At 68.3% G+C, this 23,494-nt stretch carries 19 protein-coding genes; 6 read left to right on the forward strand and 13 right to left on the reverse strand.

Annotation, left to right across the window (positions count from 1 at the left end):
• Positions 1-71: 71 nt before the first annotated feature.
• The 13 genes from WS87_RS31380 to WS87_RS31440 all read right to left on the reverse strand — a co-directional run bounded on the left by WS87_RS31380 (position 72) and on the right by WS87_RS31440 (position 15,656).
• A complete protein-coding gene (locus WS87_RS31380) occupies positions 72-1,259 on the reverse strand; it encodes a M20 aminoacylase family protein (RefSeq protein ID WP_059820100.1) in 1,188 nt (395 codons plus the stop codon).
• Between the two features lie 50 nt (positions 1,260-1,309).
• On the reverse strand, positions 1,310-2,779 hold the full coding sequence (locus WS87_RS31385) for an aldehyde dehydrogenase family protein (RefSeq protein WP_059820099.1): 1,470 nt from the start codon (positions 2,777-2,779) through the stop codon (positions 1,310-1,312).
• 61 nt (positions 2,780-2,840) lie between these two features.
• Complete coding sequence (locus tag WS87_RS31390; protein ID WP_059820098.1) at positions 2,841-4,166, reverse strand: NAD(P)/FAD-dependent oxidoreductase; 1,326 nt, start codon at positions 4,164-4,166, stop codon at positions 2,841-2,843.
• Positions 4,167-4,168: 2 nt separating this feature from the next.
• Entirely contained in the window at positions 4,169-4,903 is a 735-nt protein-coding gene (locus WS87_RS31395) for a cupin domain-containing protein (protein WP_059820097.1), read from the reverse strand.
• A gap of 90 nt (positions 4,904-4,993) precedes the next feature.
• Entirely contained in the window at positions 4,994-5,449 is a 456-nt protein-coding gene (locus tag WS87_RS31400) for a helix-turn-helix domain-containing protein (RefSeq protein WP_059820096.1), read from the reverse strand.
• Between the two features lie 11 nt (positions 5,450-5,460).
• A complete protein-coding gene (locus tag WS87_RS33815; RefSeq protein ID WP_159085730.1) occupies positions 5,461-5,607 on the reverse strand; it encodes a hypothetical protein in 147 nt (48 codons plus the stop codon).
• A gap of 25 nt (positions 5,608-5,632) precedes the next feature.
• Positions 5,633-6,910, reverse strand: a complete 1,278-nt coding sequence (locus WS87_RS31405) for an NAD(P)/FAD-dependent oxidoreductase (RefSeq protein WP_059820115.1) — start codon at positions 6,908-6,910, stop codon at positions 5,633-5,635.
• A 166-nt stretch (positions 6,911-7,076) separates the two neighbouring features.
• Positions 7,077-8,948, reverse strand: a complete 1,872-nt coding sequence (locus WS87_RS31410; RefSeq protein WP_059820095.1) for an ABC transporter ATP-binding protein — start codon at positions 8,946-8,948, stop codon at positions 7,077-7,079.
• On the reverse strand, positions 8,948-9,907 hold the full coding sequence (locus tag WS87_RS31415; RefSeq protein WP_059820094.1) for an ABC transporter permease: 960 nt from the start codon (positions 9,905-9,907) through the stop codon (positions 8,948-8,950). The genes WS87_RS31410 and WS87_RS31415 overlap by 1 nt, the downstream gene beginning before the upstream one ends.
• A 30-nt stretch (positions 9,908-9,937) precedes the next feature.
• Positions 9,938-10,891 (reverse strand): ABC transporter permease, encoded by a 954-nt coding sequence (locus tag WS87_RS31420; RefSeq protein WP_059820093.1) that lies wholly within the window; start codon positions 10,889-10,891, stop codon positions 9,938-9,940.
• A gap of 79 nt (positions 10,892-10,970) precedes the next feature.
• A complete protein-coding gene (locus WS87_RS31425; RefSeq protein ID WP_059820092.1) occupies positions 10,971-12,554 on the reverse strand; it encodes an ABC transporter substrate-binding protein in 1,584 nt (527 codons plus the stop codon).
• A 691-nt stretch (positions 12,555-13,245) separates the two neighbouring features.
• Positions 13,246-14,784: a methyl-accepting chemotaxis protein gene (locus WS87_RS31435; protein WP_059820090.1), complete on the reverse strand. Its 1,539-nt coding sequence runs from the start codon at positions 14,782-14,784 to the stop codon at positions 13,246-13,248.
• 203 nt (positions 14,785-14,987) lie between these two features.
• Positions 14,988-15,656 carry a haloacid dehalogenase type II gene (locus WS87_RS31440; RefSeq protein ID WP_059536187.1) on the reverse strand — a complete coding sequence of 223 codons (669 nt, stop codon included), beginning with the start codon at positions 15,654-15,656 and terminating at the stop codon, positions 14,988-14,990.
• A gap of 432 nt (positions 15,657-16,088) precedes the next feature.
• Between WS87_RS31440 and WS87_RS31450 the strand changes: the two genes are divergently transcribed.
• The 6 genes from WS87_RS31450 to WS87_RS31475 all read left to right on the forward strand — a co-directional run bounded on the left by WS87_RS31450 (position 16,089) and on the right by WS87_RS31475 (position 23,320).
• Positions 16,089-16,949, forward strand: a complete 861-nt coding sequence (locus tag WS87_RS31450) for a GNAT family N-acetyltransferase (RefSeq protein ID WP_059820088.1) — start codon at positions 16,089-16,091, stop codon at positions 16,947-16,949.
• Positions 16,950-16,961: 12 nt separating this feature from the next.
• A complete protein-coding gene (locus WS87_RS31455; protein ID WP_059820087.1) occupies positions 16,962-17,888 on the forward strand; it encodes a 2-hydroxyacid dehydrogenase in 927 nt (308 codons plus the stop codon).
• A 160-nt stretch (positions 17,889-18,048) separates the two neighbouring features.
• Positions 18,049-19,449, forward strand: a complete 1,401-nt coding sequence (locus WS87_RS31460; protein ID WP_059820086.1) for an aspartate aminotransferase family protein — start codon at positions 18,049-18,051, stop codon at positions 19,447-19,449.
• Between the two features lie 86 nt (positions 19,450-19,535).
• A complete protein-coding gene (locus WS87_RS31465) occupies positions 19,536-20,027 on the forward strand; it encodes an Lrp/AsnC family transcriptional regulator (protein WP_006749694.1) in 492 nt (163 codons plus the stop codon).
• Positions 20,028-20,135: 108 nt separating this feature from the next.
• A complete protein-coding gene (locus tag WS87_RS31470; protein ID WP_059820085.1) occupies positions 20,136-21,608 on the forward strand; it encodes an NAD-dependent succinate-semialdehyde dehydrogenase in 1,473 nt (490 codons plus the stop codon).
• 191 nt (positions 21,609-21,799) lie between these two features.
• On the forward strand, positions 21,800-23,320 hold the full coding sequence (locus tag WS87_RS31475; RefSeq protein WP_059820084.1) for a GGDEF domain-containing protein: 1,521 nt from the start codon (positions 21,800-21,802) through the stop codon (positions 23,318-23,320).
• The last annotated feature ends 174 nt before the right edge of the window (positions 23,321-23,494 follow it).

Genomic DNA, 23,494 nt, shown 5'->3' on the forward strand with positions numbered 1-23,494 from the left:
GCCCAGGTTCCGAATGTGCGCAGCGGCGGGCCGCGCCTCCGCGGCCCGCCGCTGCGACATCGCGCACGCACTCACGGCGATCGCCTGAAGTAATGCTGCGCCAGCGCGACCCAATACCGGACCCCGGCCGGAATGATGTCGTCGTTGAAATCGTATTTCGGGTGATGCAGCGCCGGCGCGGCCGTTCCGGCCGACGCGTTGCCGATCAGCACATAAGCGCCGGGGCGCTCCTCGAGCATGAAGCCGAAGTCTTCGGACGTCATGTTCGGCGGCACGTTGGCGTCGAGACGTGCGTCGCCGAAGGTGTCGCGAATCACCGCTTCGCAGAGCGCGGTCTCGGCCGGCGTGTTGACCGTCGCCGGGTAGTACTGAAAGAACTCGACATCGACTTGCGCGCCATGAGCGTGCGCGAGCGCCTCGCACATGAGCCGGACGTCGCGCTGCAACTGTTGCTGCAAGGCCGACGACAGCGTGCGAATCGTCCCGCGCAGCTCGGCGCTGTCCGGAATGACGTTGTCCGTCGTTCCCGCATGGAACATGCAGACCGAAATGACGGCCGGATCCACGGGATCCTTGTGCCGCGCGGCGATGGTCTGACACTGCAGCACCATCGAACAGGCGAGCGGGACGGGATCGATGCCCAGGTGCGGCTGCGCCGCATGCGCGCCCTTGCCGGTCACCGTGATCCTGAACCGGCAGCCCGCGGCCATGATCGGCCCCGTGCGCAACCCGAAATGCCCAGCCGGCAAACCGGGCCAGTTGTGCATGCCGAATACCGCTTCCGTCGGGCATTGCTCGAACAGCCCGTCGTCGATCATCTTCCGCGCGCCCGCGCCGCCCTCTTCGCCGGGCTGAAACACGAAATGAACCGTGCCCGGCAACTGCCGCAGGTCCTTCAGCACGCGCGCGGCGCCGAGCAACATGACGGTATGCCCGTCATGCCCGCACGCATGCATGATTCCCTGCGCGCCGGACGCGTGCGCGAAATCATTGGCTTCCTGGATCGGCAGCGCATCCAGATCCGCACGGAGCACGATTCCGCGGCGTGGGTCCGCACCGGGCAGGCTCGCGACCACGCCCGTGCCGCCCATCCCGCGTGTCACCGCATAGCCGAGATCTTCAAGCTCGCGTGCAACGACGTCGGCCGTCCGGTGTTCCTCGAATCGCAACTCGGGATGCGCATGCAAGTCGCGACGCAAGGTCGCCCAGTGCGCGTGATGCGCTTTCAACGACGTCTCGGGAATGATGGGGTTTTCCAATTTCGACACCCTTGCAAGGCAAACCGGTTCAAGTCGGGACTGCGGCCGCGTCAATCATGAAACCCCAGGATCGACTTGACCTCCATGTACTCTTCCATCCCTTCGATCCCGTATTCGCGGCCGTTGCCCGACTGCTTGTATCCGCCGAACGGCGCTTGAGGATCCCACGCCGGGTAGTTCACGTGCACCTGCCCCGAGCGGATGCGCGCAGCCACCTCGCGCACGCGCTCCTTGTCCGTGCCCTGCACGTGTGCGCCGAGTCCGTAGACCGTGTCGTTCGCGATCGCGACGGCTTCGTCGACGGTGTCGTAAGGCAGGATCGCGAGGACCGGGCCGAAGATCTCCTGCTGCGCGATCGTCATGTCGGTGCGGACATCCGAAAAGATCGTCGGACGCGCATAGAACCCGTGGTCGAATCCCGCCGGCCGCCCGGGGCCGCCGGCGATCAGCTTCGCTCGTTCGTCGATGCCCGCGTCGATCATCTGCGCGACGCGGCCGAACTGCGCGCGATTGGCCAGCGGGCCATGCGTCGTCGCCTCGGCGAACGGATCGCCGACGACCATGCGTTCCATTGCCGCGACGGCCAGCGCCTCGACGCTGCCCAGCACGCCGCGCGGCACGATCAGCCGGGTCGGCGCGCTGCACGACTGGCCCATGTTCCGGAACGCGGCGGCAACGCCCGGCGCGATGGCGCGCGACAGGTCCGCATCGGGCAACACGATGTTCGGCGACTTGCCGCCCAGTTCCTGCGCGACGCGCTTGACGGTCGGCGCCGCCGCCTGCGCAACCAGCACGCCTGCGCGCGTCGAGCCGGTGATCGACACCATGTCGACCTCCGGGTGCGACGCGAGCGACGCGCCCACCTCCGTGCCGCTGCCGCTCACCAGGTTGAACACGCCCGCCGGCACGCCCGCATCGGCGATCACTTCCGCGAACAGCAACGCGCTGAGCGGCGACAGCTCACTGGGTTTCAGCACCACCGTGCAGCCCGCCGCGAGCGCCGGGCCGACCTTCGCCGTGATCTGATAGATCGGCCAGTTCCACGGCGTGATCAGCGCGCAGACGCCGATCGGCTCGCGCACGATCGCGGTCGTCCCGCGCCGGGTCCGGAACGGATAGCTGGCCAGATTGTCGCGCGCGACCCGGATATGTTCGGCCGCGAGCGGCACGTGAGCGCTGCGTGCATAGCCGATCGGCGCGCCCATTTCCATCGCGAGCGCCATGGCGAACCGTTCGGCACGCTCCAGGATCAACGCGTGAATGCGGTCGAGCAGCGCGGCGCGTTCTTGCGGCGACGTCGCCGACCAGCGTTCGAACGCATTGCGCGCGGCCCGCACCGCACGGTCGGTGTCGCGCGCGTTGCCGAGCGGGATGTCGCACAGCACGTCCTCGGTGGACGGGCAGACGACCGCGAACCGCTCGCCGCCGTCAGGCAAAACCCAGTCGCCGTCGATGAAGAAGCGATCGAGCCTGCCGGCTTCCATCAGGTGGCGAACCGGTGAAGCGATGGGTGAATTCATTGGAGGATGTCCTTGAGTCGATGGCATGGGCTCGCGAACGGCCGAAGCCGCGGTTTGCCGACTAGAAATCGGCCACCTTGCCCCACGCGGAATCGCCGAACCGGCTCGGCCGATACGGTACCGGGTCCACGATCGGTTGCGCACCCGTGGCGAGATCCGCGATCAGGTGACCGGCGCCGGGGCCGATGCCGAAGCCGTGACCGGAAAAGCCTGCCGCCAGGATCAATCCCGGCACGCCCGGCACTTCGCCGATGCCCGGCACGCCGTCCGGCGTGCTGTCGACGAACCCGGCCCATGCGTGCGTGATCGTCGATTCGCGAAGTTCCGGGAGCAGTTCGACGGCACGTCGATACGTTTCGGCGACCGTCGGCATATCGGGCTTCGGATCCAGGATGCGCACCGCCTCCATCGGCGTCGGCGCATCGAGGCGCCACCGCTTCAGCGTTTCGTGGCCGCCGCGCATCCCTTCGAGCCCGCCCGGCAAAAGATTGCGCCAACGCTTCGCGAACATCGGCACGAACTGCGGCGCGAATCGCAGAAACTGCGGCGTCACGTCCACGCGTGCGCGGCCGCTGATGGCCAGTGCGTAGCGTCCGTCGCCGCGACGCGTCACGGACACGCCTGAGGTATACAGCGCATCCGGCAGGCGCTGTTCGATGGGCGACACGCTCAGGATCGACTGACGGATCGACGCCTGCGGAAACCGGATACCGAGCTGACGGCAAAACGACGACGCCCACGCGCCACCGGCAAGCACGACCGTCCGGGTCCTGATCACGCCGGCTTCCGTGACGACGCCGCTGACGCGCCCGCCCTCCAGCTCGATGCCGCGCGCCGCGCAGTGCTGGTTGACGCTGCCGCCGAGCTTCATGAACGCGGCCGCCACGGCCGGTGCGGCCTTCCCCGGGTCGGCCGTGCCGTCGCTCGGCGAGAACACGCCGCCCTTCCACGACCGCCCGGTCGCGTGCCCGCGCTCGCCGGCCTGCTTGCTGTCGAGCATGTACGTCGTCACGCCCGCGGTCTTCGCGAAATCGCCCCAGCTGGCCCAGCGCGACAGCTCGGCCTCGTCGTTGCTCAGATACAGCAGCCCGCAGCGATGAAAGCCCGTGTCTTCGCCGGATTCGACGGCGAAGCGTTCCCACAGATCGATGCTCTTGCTTGCCATCGGCAATTCGCGCTCGTCGCGGTTCTGCTGCCGGCACCAGCCCCAGTTGCGGCTCGACTGCTCGGCCCCGATTCGGCCTTTCTCGACCAGCGCGACCGACACCCCGCGCCGGGCCAGGTAGTACGCGGTGAAGACGCCGATGATGCCGCCGCCGATCACGACGACATCGGCCGAAGCCGGCGGCGTGGATGGCGTTTCGATTTGGCGCAACGGAGGGGACATGTTCAGTCTCGTTCGGTTGATACGTGGACGTTCTGCACGACGTAGAATTTCGCCACGCGTTCGCGGCTTTCCCATCCGATCGATGCGCCGCGCGGCACGAAGAGCGCGTCGCCGGCGCCGAGCGACAGCATGCTGCCGTCGGGCGCGGCGAACCGTACGCTGCCGGCGAGCAGAAGCATGAACTCGTTCACGCGATGCGGGCGAACGATCCGGTGATAGGGCGTCGAATCCCACGTGCCGGCGCAGTATTCGGCGCCGTCGTCGATGAACACGTTGTCGCTTCGGCACTGCGGTGCGGGGCCGAGCAGCACCTCGGGCGGCAGCGATGCGGACGGCTTGAAGTTGGCGTCGGCACGCAGCGGGAACACGCCGCGCTTCGTCGGTTCCGCGCATGCAGCCGCGCAGAACATGACGAGCACGTGCGATTCCGCGGCAATGCGGAGTGCCGAGCCGCCGCCGATAACCGCCCCCTCCCCCGGCCCCAGCACCAACGGTGCGGCGCCCGCCGCTTCGAGCGTCAGCTCGCCTTCGACGACGAGGAGGGTCTCGATGTGCGGGTAACGCGAGACATCAAGCTCGCCAACGAAACGGATACGCCCGGCGGCCATCGCGTCGGGCCCTTCCCACGCGATCTCGCGATGTCGCGCGAAAGGATCGCGCTCCCCGAATGCCTGCTTGCGGAAGGCGGTTGTATTGGTCATGCCGTCGGCACGATGCAACACGAAAACTGCGGTCATTTCTGCTCCTGCCCAGTGCGCGGCGATGTTGTCGAGAACCCGTCGCGCGGTATCGGAAATCGTTGTTCGCGGACGTCGCCCGCCGCGCGCCTATGCAACGTGACACGACGCTTCGCTGCGTTCGGCGCGTGTGCGCGTCGACGACGTTCGCGCCGGCGCGTCACCCGGCCGGGCGACCATGTAATCGCGCGGCGTGATCCCGAGCACCCGCCGGAAATGCCGGCACAGATGGCTCTGATCGAAGAAGCCGACCTCGGTCGCGACGACCGACGGCGCCAGACCGGCGCGCAGCAAATCCTGCGCACGCCGCACGCGTACGAGACACAGATACCGGTGCGGTGACAAGCCGACTTCGCCGCGAAAGCGCGCGGTGAAACGGGATACGCTCAATCCGGCGACCGCCGCGAGCGTGTCGAGATTCAGCGCTTGTGCGAACGATGCATCGATCGTGCGCAGCACGTCGCCGATCGCCGGCGAGACGGGCTGCGGAACTCGCGGTGCACGCGGCGGCGCGCCGTCAAGCGAATCGTGGAACAGGGTGACCATGCTTGCCGTCCTCATGCGATCGTCTTGACGGCTGCGCCTTGTGCGGCGAAATGCGCGATCGAGCACGGCTCGATCGACGCGGCCATCGTGTCACCGCCGCCCGTCCCGTCGTGGCGGCCTTCGCCCAAGGCAAGCAGGCAAACAAATCGTGCGGTCATATCGAATCCTCCCGGAGCAGCCGCTTCAATGCAGGAAATCCTGCATCCGGTAATACGCGCCGACGAACGGCAGGAACCACGCTTGCCCGAAATGGCCGGGCATTGCCGGCCAGTCGAGTTCGCGCCACGGATTCGACGCGGCCGCGCCGTACAGCACGTCGGCCATCACGCGGCCCATGTGCACGGACATCTGCACGCCGTGGCCGCTGTAGCCCATCGAGTAATAGAGCCCGTCGTGCTGGCCCGCGCGCGGCAGCCGGTCGGCGGTGATGTCGACCAGCCCGCCCCAGCAGTAATCGAGCCGCACGTTCGCCAGTTCCGGGAAATAGCCGGCCATACCGGCGCGCAGGATCTCGCCGCTTTTCGCGTCGGAGCGCGGGCTCGACATCGCGAAGCGCGCGCGACCGCCGAACAGCAGCCGGTTGTCGGGCGTCACGCGGAAGTAGTTGCCGATCTGGCGCGACGTGACGTACGCACGGCGATGCGGGAACAGCCGGTTCAGTTGCGCGTCGGGCAGCGGCTCGGTCACGACGATGAAACTGCCGACCGGCGCGATGCGCCGCCGGAACCAGGCGAACGGGCCGTGCTGCGACGCGCCGGTCGCGACCAGCACGCGATCGGCGACGAGCGTGCCGCGCGTGCAGGTGATCACGTGGCGCTCGCCGTCGATCCGCTCGAGTTGCGTGACGGCCGCCTGCTCGTAGATGCGCGCGCCCGCCCGCACGGCCGCCTGTGCGAGGCCGACGCCGAACTTGCCCATGTGCATCTGCACGCCGTTACGCTGCAACAGCCCGCCGTGGAAGCCGTCCGAGGCGACTTCATCGCGAATGCGCGACGGCTCGATCAATTCGATGTCGGGATCCACGTCACGCCGCAGCGCGTCGAACGTCTTCGCCAGTCCCGCGAAATGCTGCGGCTTCGCGGCGAGCTTCAGCTTGCCGGCACGCCGGAAATCGCAGTCGATTGCATGTTCGGCGACGATCGCCTCGACGCTCTTCACCGCGCTTTCGTAGGCGCGATAGAACTGCTTTGCAGGTTCGGCGCCGATCCGCGCGGCCAGCGATGCGTAGTCCTGCGCGACGCCGGTATTGCACTGGCCGCCGTTTCGGCCAGACGCTTCGCCCGCGATCTGCGCGGCTTCGAGCACGACCACCGATACGCCGCGCTGCGCCAGCGCGAGCGCCGCCGACAGGCCGGTGAAGCCGCCGCCGATCACGGCCACATCGGCGCGCCCTTCGACGGGCCCTTCGCAGCCTGCACGAAACGCGGGGCGCGTATCCAGCCAGTACGATTCGAATTTCATCGGATCCTTCTCGAGCATTCCGTCGACAGCGATCGCTGATCGCCCGTTGAAAGTCATTTAATCACCGTCAAAAAGCGCGGTTGCCGCGTATTCGCGCACGGCGCGCGCACGATGCACCGTTTTGCACGACCGCCGCAGCAGACTATGCGGATCGCCGCGCGGCGCGCTACAAACGCACTGGCTGCACCGGCGCGGCACCCTCCGCCGGCTCGGCCTGGAAGCGCGCGAGATCTTCCTCGCTGCGATGGCACAACACCTGCGCGCCGTTCTCGAGCGTGCGCAGCGCGGGTGCGGTCCGGTTGCACACGCCGTCCACCCGCATCGCGCAGCGCGACAGGAACGGACACAGCTCGGCGTCGTCGGCGCTCGCGCCGATCGGCACGAGCGGCCGGTGGCAGCGCTCGGCCGCATCGTCGAGCCAGCCCGCGCGCAACTCCGGTGCCGACGACACGAGCAGATGCGAATACGGGTGGTAAGGCGGCGCACAGAGCGCGTCGCGGCTACCCGTTTCGACGCGACGGCCCGCGTACAGCACGACGATGTCGTCGCTGATCGCGCGCACTTTCGCGATGTCGTGCGTGATGAACACGTACGACACGCCGAGCTTCGCCTGCAGGACGCGCAGCAAATCGATGATCGCGGCGCCGACCACGGTGTCGAGTGCCGACGTGACCTCGTCGCACAGAATCAGGTCGGGCTCGGCCGCCAGCGCGCGCGCGAGGTTCACGCGCTGCTTCTGTCCGCCGGACAGCTCGCCGGTGCGCCGCGCGGCCACCGCCTGCGGCAGCCGCACGAGTTCGAGCAGCTCCGCGACGCGCTGGCGTGCACGCGCGCCCTTGATCCCGTGATAGAACGCGAGCGGCCGCGCGAGCGTGCGCTCGACGCTATGCACCGGGTTGAGCGCGGTATCGGCGTTCTGGAACACGATCTGCACGCGACGGTGCTGCTCCTTGGTGCGTTTGCCGATATCGAGCGCGAGCGGCTCGCCGTCGAGCAGAATCTGCCCGGCCGTCGCCGGCACGAGGCCCGCGATCACCTTCGCGAGCGTCGTCTTGCCCGAGCCCGATTCGCCGATCACGCCGACCGTCTGCCCGCGCCCGATGCGCAGGTCCACTTCGTGCAGGATCACCTTCGCGGGCCAGCCTTTCGCGGTACGGCCGCCGTAACCGGCGATCGCGCCGCGCACGTCGAGCAGCGGCGCCGGCGCGGCGCTCGCCGCTTTCGCGTCGCGTTCGGCATCGCTCGGCGTCACCGCCGCGATCAGGCTTTGCGTGTACGGATGCGCCGGCGCATGCAGGATCTGTTCGGTATCGCCCGCTTCGCGGATCACGCCGTCGCTCAGCACGACGATCCGGTCGGCCATCTGCGCGACCACCGCCAGATCGTGCGACACGTATACGGCGCTCATCCCGTAGCGCCGGATCACGCTTTTGAAGGCCTGCAGCACGTCGATCTGCGTGGTCACGTCGAGCGCGGTGGTCGGCTCGTCGAGGATCACAAGCTCCGGATCGGTGATCAGCGCCATCGCGGCCATCAGCCGCTGCAGCTGACCGCCCGACACCTGATGCGGATAGCGTTTGCCGATCGTCTCGGGCTCGGGCAGCGCGAGCGCGCGGAACAGCTCGACCGCCTTCGCCTGCGCGTCGCGCTTCGACAGCGTCTTGTGGATCAGCGCGCTCTCGATCACCTGGTCGAGAATCGTGCGCGACGGGTTGAACGCGGCGGCCGCGCTCTGCGCGATGTAGGCGACCTTGCGGCCGCGCAGCGCGGCCAGCGCCGGTGCCGACAACGTGCAGACATCGGTGCCGCCGAGCTTCACCGAGCCGCCCGCGATCCGGCAGCCGGCACGCGCATGGCCCATCAGCGACAGCGCGATCGTGGTCTTGCCGGAGCCCGATTCGCCGATCAGTGCGAGCACCTCGCCACGCCCGATATCGAAATCGACGCCGTGGACGATCGTCGTTTCCTCGCCGCCCGGCCGGCCGCCGACCACGCGCAGCCCGCGCACCTCGACGAGCGGAGTCGAATCGTGTCGCATCAGCGCTCTCCGGCGGCAGCGGCCGCGCCTTTGCGGCGACCGCGATGCGGCAGGCCGTCGATCAACAGGTTGACGCCCACCGTCAGGATCGCGATCGCGACCGCGGGCATGATCGCGACGGCCGAGCCGTCGCCGAGGCTCGCGATGTTCTCGCGCACGAGCGAGCCGAGGTCCGCGTATGGCGGCTGCACGCCGAGCCCGAGAAAGCTCAGGCCGCTCAGCAGCAGCACGACGAACGTGAAGCGCAGCCCCGTATCGGCGAGCATCGGATGGATCATGTTCGGCAGCATCTCGACACACGCGATGTACAGCGCGCTTTCGCCTCGGGCGCGTGCCACCTGCACGAATTCGAGCGTGCTGATGTTGACCGCCAGCGCCCGCGCGATCCGGTACGAGCCCGGCATGTAGCTGACCGCCGCGGTCAGGACCAGGAGCGGCAGCGACGAGCCGAATGCGGCGACGAACATCAGCGCGAACATCTTCGACGGTATCGACGTGAGCGCATCGAGCAGCCGGCTCATCGTCTCGTCGACCGCGCGGCCCGACACCGTCGCGAGCAGCCCGAGCGTCGTGCCGGTCAGCGCCGCGAGCAGCACCGCCGCGAGCGCGAGCAGCACGGTCAGGCGCGTGCCGTACAGGATCCGGCTCAGCATGTCGCGACCGAGGAAGTCGGAGCCGAACGGCAGCTTCGCGCTGAACGGCGCGAACACGTCCGGCGTGACGATCGCGCCGACCTCGTGCGGCGCGAGCAGTGGCGCAAATGCCGCGATGAACAGCATCAGGCCGACCATCGACAGGCCGACGCGGCCGCCGGTCGTCAGTTTCACGCGCGCGGCGCGGCGCTTGCGCGGCTGGTCGGGGGCGGGCGCGGCGGGCGGCGTCGCACCGCTCCACGGCGGAGGCGGATCGCCGGACGGCGGCAGCGCGCTGCTGCGTTGAACGGGTTCGGTCGGGTGCATGGGCGGCATCTCGGAAGAAGGACGGGACGCTCAGGTCCGCAGTCTCGGGTTCGACACGATCGAGCACAGGTCGGCGAACAGCACGAGCGTCAAATAGGCGACGCAGAAGATCAGCGTGCACGCCTGGACCAACGGGAAATCGCGGTTGCCGACGGCGTCGACCATCAGGCTCGCGAGGCCCGGATAGTTGAAGATCGTCTCGACGACGATCACGCCGCCGAGCAGATACGACAGGCTCAACGCGACCGCATTGGCGATCGGGCCGATCGCGTTCGGCAGCGCATGGCGCAGCACGACACGCGCGGGGCTCGCGCCCTTGAGCATGGCCATCTCGACGTACGACGCGCTCAGCTGCTCGATCACCGCGGCGCGCGTCATCCGTGCCATCTGCGCGATCACGACCGCGCACAGCGTCAGCACCGGCATCGCATACGCGCGCAGGAAATCGTGCAGGCTTTCGATCGGGCCGCTGTACGACAGCGCGGACAGCCAGTGCAGCTTCACGGCCAGCACGAGCACGGCGACCGTCGCGATCAGGAATTCCGGCGTCGCGACGAGCGACAGCGTGCCGAGGCTGATCACGCGATCGACCACCGATTCGCGCTTGACCGCCGCGAGGATCCCGAGCATCAGCGCGATCGGCACCGACACGGCGGTCGTGATCGCCGCGAGCGCGAGCGACTTCGGCAGGCGTCCGCCGATCATCTCCGACACAGGCATGTCGCCCGACAGCGAGCGGCCGAAATCGCCGTGCAGCAGCCCCGCGAGCCAGTGCAGGTAGCGCACGTGGGCCGGCATGTCGAGGCCGAACTGCTGACGCAGCGCGGCGATCGTCTCCGGCGTCGCGGACTGGCCGAGCGCGGCCTGCGCGGCGTCGCCCGGCAGCAGGTTCGTGATCGTGAAGATGATCGCGGACACGATCAGCAGCGTCAGCGCGGTGACCGCGATGCGCCGGCCGATCAGCCCGAGCAGGATTCGATTCATGAAGCGGCACTCCGGAAAAGGTCGCGCGCGACCGGGGCGGTGACCCGCACCGGTCGCGCGGCGGCGGCACGCGTCGTGCTCAGGCGTTCCACCACACGTGCTCGGCGAACATGAAGCCCATCATTCCGCCGGTCGGAATCGAGCCGAGGCCCGCGAGCCGCTTGTCGTAGCCGTCGAGGAAGCTGATGAAGGCCGGAATGCCGACCCGGCACTGCTGCGCGACGAGCACCTGCATGTCGCCATACATCTGCTTGCGCTTCGCGTCGTCGGTTTCCGATCGCGCGGCGAGCAGCAACTGGTCGAACTTCGCGTTCTTCCAGCCCGACTCGTTCCACGGCGCATCCGACTTGAAGAACTGCGTGAACACCACGTCGGCGCTCGAGCGCGGGTTGATGTTGCCGAAGCCGAGCGGATGCTTCATCCAGTGGTTCGACCAGTAGCCGTCGGGCGACACGCGGTTCACCTGCAGGTTCAGCCCGATCTTCTGGCCGGCCTGCTGCAGCAGCACGGCCATTTCGATCGACCCGTTCGCGTCGGACGTCGCATAGATCGGCGGCAGCGTGGCGCCCAGCGCGCCCGCCTTCTGGAACAGGAACTTCGCCTTGTCCGGATCGTGCGGCCGCTGCGGCAGCGATGCGTTGAAGTAGCGATGCCCCGGCGGGATCGGCTGGTCGTTGCCGATCACCGCGTAGCCGCGGAACACCGCCGAGCGGATCTGCTCGCGATCGAACAGGTACTTCATCCCTTCGACGAAATCCGGGTTCGCGGTGATCGGATTGTCGCTGCGCACGATCAGGTCGGTATAGAGCCCCGACTTGGTTTCCTGCAGCGCATAGCCCGGCGTCGACGCGACCCGCTGCGTCGAGCGCGGATCGATCGCGTTGATCAGGTGCACGTCGCCCGACAGCAGCGCGTTCAGTCGCGCGGCGCTGTCGCTGATGCCGATCAGCTCGATCTCGTCGAGGTACGGCATCCCCGGCTTGAAGTAGCTGTCGTTGCGCACGCCGACGGTCGACACGCCCGGCTTGAACGATTTCAGCTTGTACGGGCCGCAACCGATGCCGGTGCTGAAGTCGGTCGTGCCGTCCTTGACGATCACGAGCTGCGGCGTCGCGAGGATCACCGGCAGATCGGCGTTCGCGCTGACGAGCGTGAGCGTGACCTCGTCCGGGCCGCTCGCCTTCGCGTCGGCGAACTGATCGGCGAGCGGCTTGACCTTCGAGGCGGTGGCCGCGTTCTTGTGGCGCATCAGCGAGAACACCACGTCGGCCGGCCCGACCGGTTTCCCGTCGTGGAACGTGACGCCCTTGCGCAACTTGATGATCCACGTCTTCGCGTCGGTCGTCTGCAACGACTGCGCGAGATTCATCTGCGGCGTCAGGCTCGCGTCGAGCTGCGTAAGGCCGCTGTAGAACATGAAGAAACGAATGTAGTCGGCGCCCGTCGAGCCCTTGGCCGGGTCGAGCGTGTCGGCCGTCGAACTCGATTCGTTCGCGACCCGGATCTTGCCGCCGCGCTTGGGCGCCGGCGCGGCGAACGCCGATTGCGCGTCCATCAGCAGCCCGCCGCCGCCAACGGCCATCATGCCGCTCGCCGCCATGACCCGCATCATGTCGCGGCGCGTGAAGCCGCCCTTGCCGCCGTTGTCGATATCGTCGCTCATCCGAACTGCTCCTGACTGTGGAAAGTGGGTCTGGGGTCCAGCGTGGTTCGAGAAACCGTCGCGCCGCCTGCTGGTAGCGGGCGCGACGTCTGCGCATTGAGTTCATTTAAGCATCGCCAAAATGCGGGTTGTCGCGATTCGGGGCGGCTGCACGATACGATTCGACCGTTTTGGGCCACCTGCGCAGCATGATTTGCTGCGCGGCCACGCGTGCCGCCGTTTGCTCGATGCCGTGTCGCGACGGCTGCGCAGCACGTGCGCGACGAAGGAAATCGTAAAGCGATGCACGCGGCAGATTGCGCCGACAAAATTGGCGATTCGGCATCCGAAGCGCGTTCGGCTCACGCAAACCGCATGTTTGCGTGGAATGCGCACTCGCGGCCCGCCGTGCCCGAAACGACCGGAACGCCCGCGTGCGCATGCGACGGCGGATGCCGCCTGCGACGACGCCCGGCGCATGAAAGATCGGGAGATTGCCGCGACGTTGAAGCGGCTTTGCGAGACAACAGGAATACGGCCGGATTGCCCGATGCGGGTACGAACCCGTGGCGCGGCGCCAGGCCGCAATTCCCCGCTGTGATGCGGCCGACGCGGTCGATGCCTGCGCGTCGGCGCGAACGCCGGACACCGGCCGGCGTGGCGAGAGGGAGACGAGATGATGCCGTTGCCGGCAGATGCCGGCACGCGGCCGTCAGGCAGCCAGCCTGAACACCGAGACGGCGGCCCGCAACCGTGCCGCCTGTTCATCCAGCGAGGACGCGGCAGCGGCAGCCTGCTCCACCAGCGCGGCATTCTGCTGCGTCACTTCGTCCATTTGCGCGACCGCGAGGCCGACCTGCTCGATGCCGGTGCTTTGCTCGGCGGATGCCGCTGAAATCTCGCCCATGATGTCGGCCACCCGGTCGATCGACCGGACGATCTCCGTCATCCGCGCGCCCGCCGTCTCGACGAGCCGGCTGCCGCTGCCGACCCGCTCGACCGACGCCTCGATCAATCCCTTGATGTCCTTCGCGGCCGCCGCGCTGCGTTGCGCGAGCGAGCGCACCTCCGAGGCCACGACCGCGAACCCGCGCCCCTCCTCGCCGGCCCGCGCGGCCTCGACCGCGGCGTTAAGCGCGAGAATGTTCGTCTGGAACGCGATGCTTTCGATCACGACGGTAATGTCGGCGATCCGCACCGATCCGTCCGAAATCTGCCGCATCGTTTCGACGACTTCGCGCACGGCCGCGCCGCCGAGTTCCGTCGCCTCCTTCGCGTGGGTCACGAGCGTATTGGCCTGACGTGCATTGTCGGCATTCTGTTTGACCGTCGACGTGATCTGCTCCATGCTCGCGGCCGTTTGCTGCAGCGACGCGGCCTGTTCCTCCGTGCGCTGCGACAAGTCCAGATTGCCTTGCGCGATCTCGCCGGTGCCGACCGCAATCGAGTGGGTCGTGGTCTGGATTTCGGCGATGGTCTCGGTCAGCCGGGCCTTCATGTCGGCGAGCGCGACGAGCAGGCTGCCCGGCGCGGCGTGCGCCGTATCGAACTGCACGTCCAGTTCGCCGGCGGCGATGCGGGCCGCGATCTCGGTCGCGTGCGCGGGCTCGCCGCCCAGCGTCCGTCGGACGCTGCGCAACACGCCCCACGCGATCGCCGCCAGCGACGCCGCGATGACGAGCGTGATGGCGCCGAGCACCTGCGCAAGCCGCGTGAACGCGGCGTTGATGTCGTCGTAGAAGAATCCCGTGCCGATCCACCAATCCCACTCCGGAATGGCGACCACGCCCTGGAGTTTCGGCTCCACGTCCGCGTCCGGGCTGCGCTTGATCAGCACGTCGACGAGCGCGAAATGCGCCTGGGCCATTCCGGCGCGATACGCCTCGCTGTCGGTCATGCCGCCGGTCGTGCGGTTGCCCTTCGCGCGGGTGCCGATGAACTTCGCGTTCGGATGCATGAGGTTAACGCCGTCGGACGTCGTCACCCAGAAGTAGCTTTTCGAATTCGCATTGAGCGCGGACAACGCGGCCTTGGCCTGCTGCTGGGCCTGCTCCCGCGTGAGCGTGCCGTTCGCCTGCATCGCGCGATACGCGTCGACCAGATGCTCGGCTTTGGTCAGAAGAATGACGATCTCGTCACGGCGGCTGTCGATCAGCGCGTCGCGCAGCGTGTGCAGCGACATCGCGGCAAGCAATGCAACGCCGAGCAGCGCCGCGGCGACGAGCATCAGCAGTTTCGTGGACAACTTCATGCGGAGGGCCTCGCAATATTAACCGTTCGGTACATATATCGGCCCGGGCGGCCCTGCCTTGAATGGCGCCGTATCGGTAATTACCCTCGGTTCGTGCGGTGATCGCACGCGCAAGGCGGCACGGCCGGCGCACCACGCCGGTCGTTCGCGACGCGCACGGCCGCGCGCGCGGGGCACGCGGCCCCACGCCGGCGCGGCGTCGCTTACAGCCCGAGCTGCGTCGCGAGATGGCCGATGTCCGACACCTCGTAGTAGTTGTAGAACGGCGTGCCCGGCTCATGGCCGCGGTTGACGAACGCCTTGTGCTTGATGCCGAGATCCTCGGCCGTCATCAGGTCGTAACGCAGGCTCGACGACACGTGCAGCACGTCCTCCGGCTTGCAGCCGAGCTTGTCGAACATGTATTCGAAGCCCTGCATCCGCGGCTTGTACGACTGCGCCTGCTGCGCGGTGAACACCGCATGGAACGGCGCGCCGAGCTTGTCGACGTTGCTCATGATCTGGTCGTCCGACGCGTTCGACAGGATCACCAGCTTGTACTTCGTGGCCAGCCGCGAAAGCCCGGCCGGCACGTCCGGATGCGGGCCCCACGTCGGCACCGCCAGATAGAAACGCTCGGCCTCCGCCTCGTCGAACTTCACGCCGATCCGCGCGCAGGTGCGCCGGATCGCATTGACGACGACGTCGCGGTACGGCTTCCATGCGCCGAGCACTTCGTCGAGCCGATACGCGGCGAACGCGCGCACGAATTCCTCAAGCGCGACCGGCGACAGCCGGTCCGCGTAGACCTCGCGCGCCATGTCGGCCATCCGGAAGCGGGTCAGCGTGCCATAGCAGTCGAACGTGATGTACTTCGGTTCAAATTGGATCATGTGACGTCCTGTCGGTGTGAAGCCCCGGCAGGGCCGGGGACGGTCTGGGTTCAACGAAATTGAATCAGGGCAAAAAATCCGTCGCGCATCGTTCGACGCGGCTCGAAACGCAGATTCGCCGCGTGTTGCAGGCCGCCGGCAGCACGATCTGCGGCGTGATCGCACGCGGCGCCGTCGGCGGCGAGCCGGCCGACTTCACGAAACCGTCATGCGGCCGCCGCGTTTCCATCGTAGCGGCATTCCCACAGCAGAAGCTGTCGCAATGACGGGCCGCTCCGGCATGCAGCGCGCGTTCGCCCGTGCCGATCGAGCCGGTTTGCGTCGATCTCGCACGACCGCCCGCCGACGCCGGAAAACAGGCGAATCGTCCTATCCGCGCCGCGGTGGCGCTGGCAGAGTCGATATGTCATTCCTACCCATCCGGAGTCCGGCGTGGCCGACCTCAATTCTTCCAGCACGCTCACCTATCGCCCGTTCGCCGAAACCGATCTGCCTGCCGCGCACCGGCTGTCGGAAGCAGTCAAGTGGCCGCACCGGCTCGACGACTGGCGCTTCGCATTCCAGCTCGGCAACGGCTTCGTCGCCGAAGACGAAGCCGGCATCGTCGGCACCGCGCTCGGCTGGCGCTTCGGCGAATCGCACGCATCGCTCGGCATGGTGATCGTGTCGCCCGAGCGCCAGGGCCGCGGCATCGGCCGCGAACTGCTCGCGCGCGTCGTCGACAGCCTCGGCGCACGCACGATCTTCCTGCATGCGACGCCGTCCGGCGAACCGCTCTACGTGAAGTTCGGCTTCGAGGCGATCGGCACGATCGACCAGCACCAGGGCGCCGCGTTCCAGCCGCCGCTGATCTCGCTGCCGCCGGGCGAGCGCCTGCGCCCGCTCGGCACCAACGACGGCCCGCGCCTCGCCGCGCTCGCATCGCGCGCGGCCGGCTACCCGCGCGACGCGGTGATCGATGCGCTGCTCGGCGTCGCCAACGGGATCGCACTCGACCGCGACGGCGAACTGCTCGGCTTCGCGCTGTTCCGCCGTTTCGGCCGCGGGCACGTGATCGGCCCGGTGGTCGCACCGGACGCGCTGCGCGCGCAGGCGCTGATCAGCCACTGGCTCGCGCTGCACGAAGGCATGTTCGTGCGCCTCGACGTGCCGGGCGACAGCGGCCTGTCGGACTGGCTGCAGGGGCTCGGCCTGCCGCGCGTCGATACCGTCGTCGCGATGGCGCGCGGCGCGGCACCCGCCCGCGATCCGTCGTTGCGCGCGTTCGCGATCGTCAATCAAGCGCTCGGCTGAGCGGCGCGCGCGATGAGTTTCCTCTACAAGGCCGACCCGGTGCGCGGCGCGCAATGGGCGCGGCGCTTCGCGCAACAGGCGCCCGACCTCGCGTTCCGGATCTGGCCGGACCTCGGCGATCCTGAAGCCGTCCGCTATCTCGCCGCGTGGCAGCCGCCCGACGACCCGACCGCACTGCTGCCGAATCTGGAGATCGTGTTTTCGGTCGGCGCCGGCATCGATCAGTTCGACCTGTCGCGCGTGCCCGCGCACATTCCGGTCGTGCGGATGATCGAACCGGGCATCGTCGAAGGGATGGTCGAATACGTGACGCAGGCCGTGCTGACGATTCATCGCGACCTGTTCGACTATGCGGCGCAGCAGCGCGCGCACGTGTGGCGCGAGAAGCCGGTGCGCGCGGCCGCGTCGCGGCGCATCGGCGTGCTCGGGCTCGGCACGCTCGGGCAGGCCGTGCTCGACACGCTGCGGCGCTTCGGTTTCCCGTGCGCAGGGTGGAGCCGCACGCCGCGCTCGCTCGACGGCATCGACTGCCATGCGGGCGACGCGGCGCTCGACACGTTCCTCGCCCGCACCGACATCCTGATCTGCCTGCTGCCGCTCACCGACGACACGCGCGGCCTGCTCGGCACACGCGTATTCGACGCGCTGCCGGCCGGCGCATCGCTCGTGCAGGTCGGGCGCGGCCCGCAACTCGATGCGACCGCGCTGCTCGCCGCGCTCGACGGCGGCCGCCTCGACAGCGCGATCCTCGACGTGACGGACCCGGAGCCGTTGCCGGCCGGCCACCCGTTCTGGACGCATCCGCGCATTCGCATCACGCCGCACATCGCCAGCGCGACGCGGCCGGACACCGCGGTCGACGCCGTGCTCGCGAACCTCGCGCGCCATCGCGCGGGACAGCCGATGATCGGCGTTGTCGACCGCGCACGCGGCTACTGACGCGCGCGCCCGGCCCGGCGTGGCACGCAGCAGAAAATGCCGAAGCGCCCCGTGCAAACACCGCGTTCGTACGTTTCAGGTCGCAAATTGAAAGCGCGTACGGATTTCTCGCCCGGTAGCATGACCTCACGCTGACACCCGACGAGAGTCCCGCACTGCCATGAACCAAGCCGCGCTGATCGAAGCCGATCGTCAACACCTGATCCACCCTGTCGTCAACTATCGTGCGCACGAGGCGCGCGGCGTCACCGTGCTCGAATCCGCCGACGGCGTGTTCCTGCGCGACGCCGACGGCCACACGCTGCTCGATGCGTTCTCGGGCCTGTGGTGCGTGAACGTCGGCTACGGCCGCGACAGCATCGTGAAGGCCGCCGCCGACCAGATGGCGAAGCTGCCCTACGCGACCGGCTATTTCCATTTCGGCTCGCAACCCGCGATCGAGCTGGCCGAACGGCTCGCGGCACTCGCGCCGCCGTCGCTGAATCGCGTGTACTTCACGCTCGGCGGCTCGGATGCGGTCGATTCCGCGGTGCGTTTCATCACGCACTATTTCAACGCGACCGGTCGCCCGACGAAAAAGCACATGATCGCGCTCGAACGTGGCTATCACGGCTCGTCGTCGATCGGCGCCGGGCTCACCGCGCTGCCCGCGTTCCATCGTCACTTCGACCTGCCGCGCGCGGATCAGCACCACATCCCGTCGCCCTACCCGTATCGCCATCCGCTCGGCGACGACGCGCAGGCGCTGATCGCCGCGTCGGTCGCCGCGCTCGAGGCGAAAGTCGCCGAACTCGGCGCGGACAACGTCGCGGCATTCTTCTGCGAGCCCGTGCAGGGGTCCGGCGGCGTGATCGTCCCGCCGGCCGGCTGGCTGAAGGCGATGCGCGACGCATGCCGGCGCCTCGGCATCCTGTTCGTCGCCGACGAGGTGATCACCGGCTTCGGCCGCACGGGCCCGCTGTTCGCGTGCGAGACCGAGCAGGTCGACCCGGACCTGATGACCGTCGCGAAGGGGCTGACCGCCGGCTATGCGCCGATGGGTGCCGTGCTGATGTCCGATGAAATCTACGAAGGCATCGCGGGCAGCCGCGCCGATTCGCCCGCGGTCGGCCACGGCCATACGTATTCCGCGCATCCGGTGAGCGCGGCGATCGGCCTCGAGGTGCTGAAGCTCTATCACGAAGGCGGGCTGCTCGCGAACGGCCGCGAGATGGCGCCGCGTTTCGCCGCGGGGCTCGATGCGCTGCGCGCGCATCCGCTCGTCGGCGACGCGCGTTCGGCCGGCCTGCTCGGCGCGCTCGAACTGGTGGCCGACAAGACGCGCAAGACGCGCTTCGACCCCGCGCTCAACGTGCCCGACAGGATCGCAGCCGCCGCGTATGCGAACGGCGTGGTGTTTCGCGCATTCGGCGACGGCGTGCTCGGTTTCGCGCCGGCGCTCAGCTTCACCGCGGGCGAGTTCGACCTGATGTTCGAACGCGTGCGCAAGACGCTCGACGACGTGCTGGCCGATGCGGGCGTGCAGCGCGCGCTCGACGCCGCGCACGCGCAGCCGGCCTGACCGGCCAAGGGAAAGCCGGGCTTGTGGCGGCAATCGTTCGACTCTAAAGTAACCGGACATTCCATTTTTTCCCCTCTCACCCGACCATGACGGACAGCAAGCTGGATCGCATCGACCTGCGCATCCTCTCCCAGTTGCAAAAGCGCGGCCGCATGACCAACGTCGAACTGGCCGATGCGGTCGGGCTGTCGCCCAGCCCTTGCCTGATCCGCGTGAAGCGGCTCGAGAAGGCCGGCTATATCGGCGGCTACGGCGCGCACATCCAGCTCGAGAAACTCGGCGACGTGCAGGTCGTGTTTACCGAGGTCACGCTGGCCGACCACCGCCGCGAGGACTTCGACCGTTTCGTCGCGGCGATCCGCAACGTCGATGAGATCGTCGAGTGCCACCTCGCGAGCGGCGGCTACGACTATCTGCTGAAGTTCATCACGCGCAGCGTGAGCCATTACCAGACGATCGTCGAAGGGCTGCTCGAGCAGAACATCGGCATCGAGAAGTATTTCAGTTACGTGATCATCAAGTCGCCGTTCGTCAAACGGCACTACCCGCTCGAATCGCTGTTCGGCGAACGCCACTGACGGGCAGCGTGCGGCATCCGCGAACGCGGCGGCACGCCGTCCGCGCGGGGTAGTCGCGCGTCCGCGCTTCAGCCGTCGTCACCGAATCTCTCCATCCAAGGACCTGTCATGCCGCTTACGCTGTCCCGAACCGAACTCGTTCGCACCGCCAACCTGATCGACGGCGCCTGGCGCGACGCGCTAGACGGCCGCCGCTTCGACGTCACCGATCCGGCGACGCTCGAGACCGTTGCCCATGCACCCGACAGCGGCGCGGCCGACGCACGCGCCGCGACCGATGCGGCCGCGCGCGCGCTGCCCGCATGGCGCGCGACGCCCGCTCGCGAACGGGCCGCGATCCTGCGCGCATGGCATGCGGCGATCGTCGCGCACACCGACGATCTCGCGAAACTGATGTCGCGCGAACAGGGCAAGCCGCTCGCCGAAGCGCGCGGCGAAGTCGCCTACGGCGCGTCGTACGTGCTTTGGTTCGCCGAGGAAGCGACGCGCACGTACGGCGACCTGATTCCGCAGCAGCAGCGCGGCAAGCGGTTGAGCGCGATCAAGGAGCCGATCGGCATCGTCGCCGCGATCACGCCGTGGAATTTCCCGCTCGCGATGATCGCGCGCAAGATCGCCCCGGCACTCGCGGCCGGCTGCACGGTCGTCGCGAAGCCGGCCGAGGACACGCCGCTCACCGCGCTCGCGCTGGCCTTCCTCGCGCAGGAAGCCGGCGTGCCGCCCGGCGTGCTGAACCTGATCGCCGCATCGCGCGAACGCGGCATCGATGCGGTGGCCGACTGGCTCGCCGACGGCCGCGTGCGCAAGATCACGTTCACCGGATCGACGCCCGTCGGCAAGCTGCTCGCGCGCGAATCGGCGGCGACGCTGAAGAAGCTGTCGCTGGAGCTGGGCGGTAACGCGCCGTTCATCGTGTTCGACGATGCGGAACTCGACGCCGCGATCGACGGGCTGATGGCCGCCAAGTTCCGCAACGGCGGCCAGACCTGCGTATCGCCGAATCGCGTGTACGTGCAGGCCGGCGTCTACGATGCGTTCGCCGCGAAGCTCGCCGCGCGCGTCGCCGCGCTGAAGGTCGCGCCCGCGACCGACCCGGCCGCGCAGATCGGGCCGATGATCAACGCGCGCGCGGTCGATAAAATCGCGCGCCACGTCAGCGACGCCATCGAGCGCGGCGCGCGCGTGCTCGCCGGCGGCAAGCGTCTGCCCGAGCTCGGTCCGAATTATTACGCGCCGACGGTGCTCGCCGACGCCACCGCAGACATGCAGCTGACCTGCGAGGAAACCTTCGGCCCCGTCGCCGCGCTGTTCCGGTTCGACACCGAGGACGAAGCCGTCGCGGCCGCGAACGACACGCCGTTCGGGCTCGCCGCGTATTTCTACACACAGGACGTGCGGCGCATCGCGCGCGTGTCGGCGCGGCTCGAAACGGGCATCGTCGGCATCAACGAAGGCGCGCTCGCGAGCGAAGCCGCGCCGTTCGGCGGCGTGAAGGAATCGGGCTACGGCCGCGAAGGCTCGCGCTACGGCCTCGACGATTATCTGTCGATCAAGTACCTGTGCCAGGGCGGGCTCGACTGATCTCACGCGACCGCCGGGATTCGCCGCTGTCGCGTGCTCGTTGCACGGCGCAACCCGGACGCACACGTTTGCGGCACCTCGTGCAGTCATTGCGTCGCATGCCGGCCTCGATTTCCGGGCATCCCTGCCGTTAACCCGGATTTGACCAGCGCCGCTGCGATCGCAGCCGGCTTCCCGCACGAGCGCGAGCAATGCCTGCATCCATTCCGATCGAGAAAGTTGCCGACTGGGCCGGCCGCCACCACCTGATCGTCGGCGTGCTGGGCACGCTGATGTCGCTCGCCGCGCTCGGCATCAGCGCGGCGACGCTGTGGGCCGCACGTAGCGAGGTCGTCGGACATGCGCACGAGACGTCGCGCAACGTCGCGGCCGTCCTGGTCAGCGAGATCGCGCGCACCGTCGAGACGTCCAACAACGCGCTCGTCTCGCTCGCCACCGATCTCGGCAATCCCGCCGTCGCGCGCATGGACGCCGGGCTGCGTCACGACGTGCTGTTCGAGCGCACGGCCGCGCAATACGTGACCGGCATGGGCGTGACGGACCGCTTCGGCCGTTTGATCGACGGCTGTTGCAGCTCGACCCACAACTGGGATTTCAGCGATCGCGACTACTTCAAGGTCCATCGCGATGCCGACAACGTCGGCCTGTACGTGTCCGAGGCATATCGCGCGCGTTCGCGCGGCAATACGGAATCGATCGCGCTGTCGCGGCGCATCGAGCGGGCGGATCACACGTTCGACGGAATCGCGGTGGTCGCCATCGACCTCGCGTACTTCGATCGGCTTCTGTCACGCCTGAACGTCGGGCCGCATGGCGTCAGCGCGATCCTGCGCGCCGACGGCACGATCCTCGCGAGAAACCCGCCGTTGACCGATCACCAGATGGTCCGCCTGCGCCGCTCGAAGTCGTTCGAACGCATGGTGAGTCGCGAATCGGGCTTCTATGCGGCGCGCTCGAGCATCGACGGCGTCGTGCGGCTTTATACGTTCCAGCGGGTGCCCGGCACGCCGTTGATCGCGGTCGTCGCACCGGCCGAGCATGACGTGCTGGCCGGCACCACGCATTTGATGTGGACGGTCGGCGTGTCCGCGTCCGTCATCGGTGCGCTGTTCTGCGCGGTGGTGTGGCTGCTCGCGTTCGCGCTGCGGGACAACCTGCGCAAGCAGACGCTGCTCACCGACCTGACGCGCACCGATCCGCTCACGGGTCTGCACAACCGTCGCGCGCTCGATGCCGCGCTCGCCGACGAATGGGAACGGCTGCAGCGCGGCAGCGACGGCAGCGTGTCGGTGCTGTTCATCGACGCCGATCACTTCAAGCAGTACAACGACCGCTTCGGTCATGCGCAAGGCGACACCGCGCTGCGCTTTCTCGCCGAGTGCATTCGCGCGCATACGCGGCGGCGCGGCGATCTTGCCGCGCGCTACGGCGGCGAAGAATTCGTCGTCGTATTGCCCGACACGGATGAAAGCGGCGCCGCGAAAGTCGCCGAAGCGATTCGCCGCGCCGTGGAACGCAACCGGCTCGACGGGTTCGACGCGACCATTCCGCCTTTCACGGTCAGCATCGGCTACGCGACCGGGCACCGTGCGCACCCGCGGTCCGTGCACGCGTTGTCGCATCAGGCCGACCTCGCCCTCTACGCGGCGAAGCGTCAAGGCAGAAACCGCGTGTGCCGCGCCGACGCGGAATGGGTCGCCCAATCGGCGTGAGCGCGCCGGATCCGATCGTCTTTTCGAACGCGCGCGCTGGCCGGACCGGACATTGCCGACGGCCCGATCGCCCCCGTCGCTACGTTCAGCATCACGAATTCACCAAATAGTGAGAATTTTGGCGCATCGACCGCGCCCCGAAGCAAATCCGTAACGGCTGCGTCACGATCGCCC

The organism is Burkholderia sp. MSMB0856 (genome assembly GCF_001524645.2).
In the GTDB taxonomy this organism is placed as follows: domain Bacteria; phylum Pseudomonadota; class Gammaproteobacteria; order Burkholderiales; family Burkholderiaceae; genus Burkholderia; species Burkholderia diffusa.

What these genes read in the sequence shown, in the direction of transcription:
- WS87_RS31385 (WP_059820099.1), bottom strand. Translation starts at nt 2,779, where the DNA reads ATGAATTCACCCATCGCTTCACCGGTTCGCCACCTGATGGAAGCCGGC.
- WS87_RS31405 (WP_059820115.1), bottom strand. Translation starts at nt 6,910, where the DNA reads ATGAAATTCGAATCGTACTGGCTGGATACGCGCCCCGCGTTTCGTGCA.
- WS87_RS31420 (WP_059820093.1), bottom strand. Translation starts at nt 10,891, where the DNA reads ATGAATCGAATCCTGCTCGGGCTGATCGGCCGGCGCATCGCGGTCACC.
- WS87_RS31415 (WP_059820094.1), bottom strand. Translation starts at nt 9,907, where the DNA reads ATGCACCCGACCGAACCCGTTCAACGCAGCAGCGCGCTGCCGCCGTCC.
- WS87_RS33815 (WP_159085730.1), bottom strand. Translation starts at nt 5,607, where the DNA reads ATGACCGCACGATTTGTTTGCCTGCTTGCCTTGGGCGAAGGCCGCCAC.
- WS87_RS31455 (WP_059820087.1), top strand. Translation starts at nt 16,962, where the DNA reads ATGAGTTTCCTCTACAAGGCCGACCCGGTGCGCGGCGCGCAATGGGCG.
- WS87_RS31440 (WP_059536187.1), bottom strand. Translation starts at nt 15,656, where the DNA reads ATGATCCAATTTGAACCGAAGTACATCACGTTCGACTGCTATGGCACG.
- WS87_RS31460 (WP_059820086.1), top strand. Translation starts at nt 18,049, where the DNA reads ATGAACCAAGCCGCGCTGATCGAAGCCGATCGTCAACACCTGATCCAC.
- WS87_RS31465 (WP_006749694.1), top strand. Translation starts at nt 19,536, where the DNA reads ATGACGGACAGCAAGCTGGATCGCATCGACCTGCGCATCCTCTCCCAG.
- WS87_RS31470 (WP_059820085.1), top strand. Translation starts at nt 20,136, where the DNA reads ATGCCGCTTACGCTGTCCCGAACCGAACTCGTTCGCACCGCCAACCTG.
- WS87_RS31425 (WP_059820092.1), bottom strand. Translation starts at nt 12,554, where the DNA reads ATGAGCGACGATATCGACAACGGCGGCAAGGGCGGCTTCACGCGCCGC.
- WS87_RS31400 (WP_059820096.1), bottom strand. Translation starts at nt 5,449, where the DNA reads ATGGTCACCCTGTTCCACGATTCGCTTGACGGCGCGCCGCCGCGTGCA.
- WS87_RS31390 (WP_059820098.1), bottom strand. Translation starts at nt 4,166, where the DNA reads ATGTCCCCTCCGTTGCGCCAAATCGAAACGCCATCCACGCCGCCGGCT.
- WS87_RS31410 (WP_059820095.1), bottom strand. Translation starts at nt 8,948, where the DNA reads ATGCGACACGATTCGACTCCGCTCGTCGAGGTGCGCGGGCTGCGCGTG.
- WS87_RS31395 (WP_059820097.1), bottom strand. Translation starts at nt 4,903, where the DNA reads ATGACCGCAGTTTTCGTGTTGCATCGTGCCGACGGCATGACCAATACA.
- WS87_RS31435 (WP_059820090.1), bottom strand. Translation starts at nt 14,784, where the DNA reads ATGAAGTTGTCCACGAAACTGCTGATGCTCGTCGCCGCGGCGCTGCTC.
- WS87_RS31475 (WP_059820084.1), top strand. Translation starts at nt 21,800, where the DNA reads ATGCCTGCATCCATTCCGATCGAGAAAGTTGCCGACTGGGCCGGCCGC.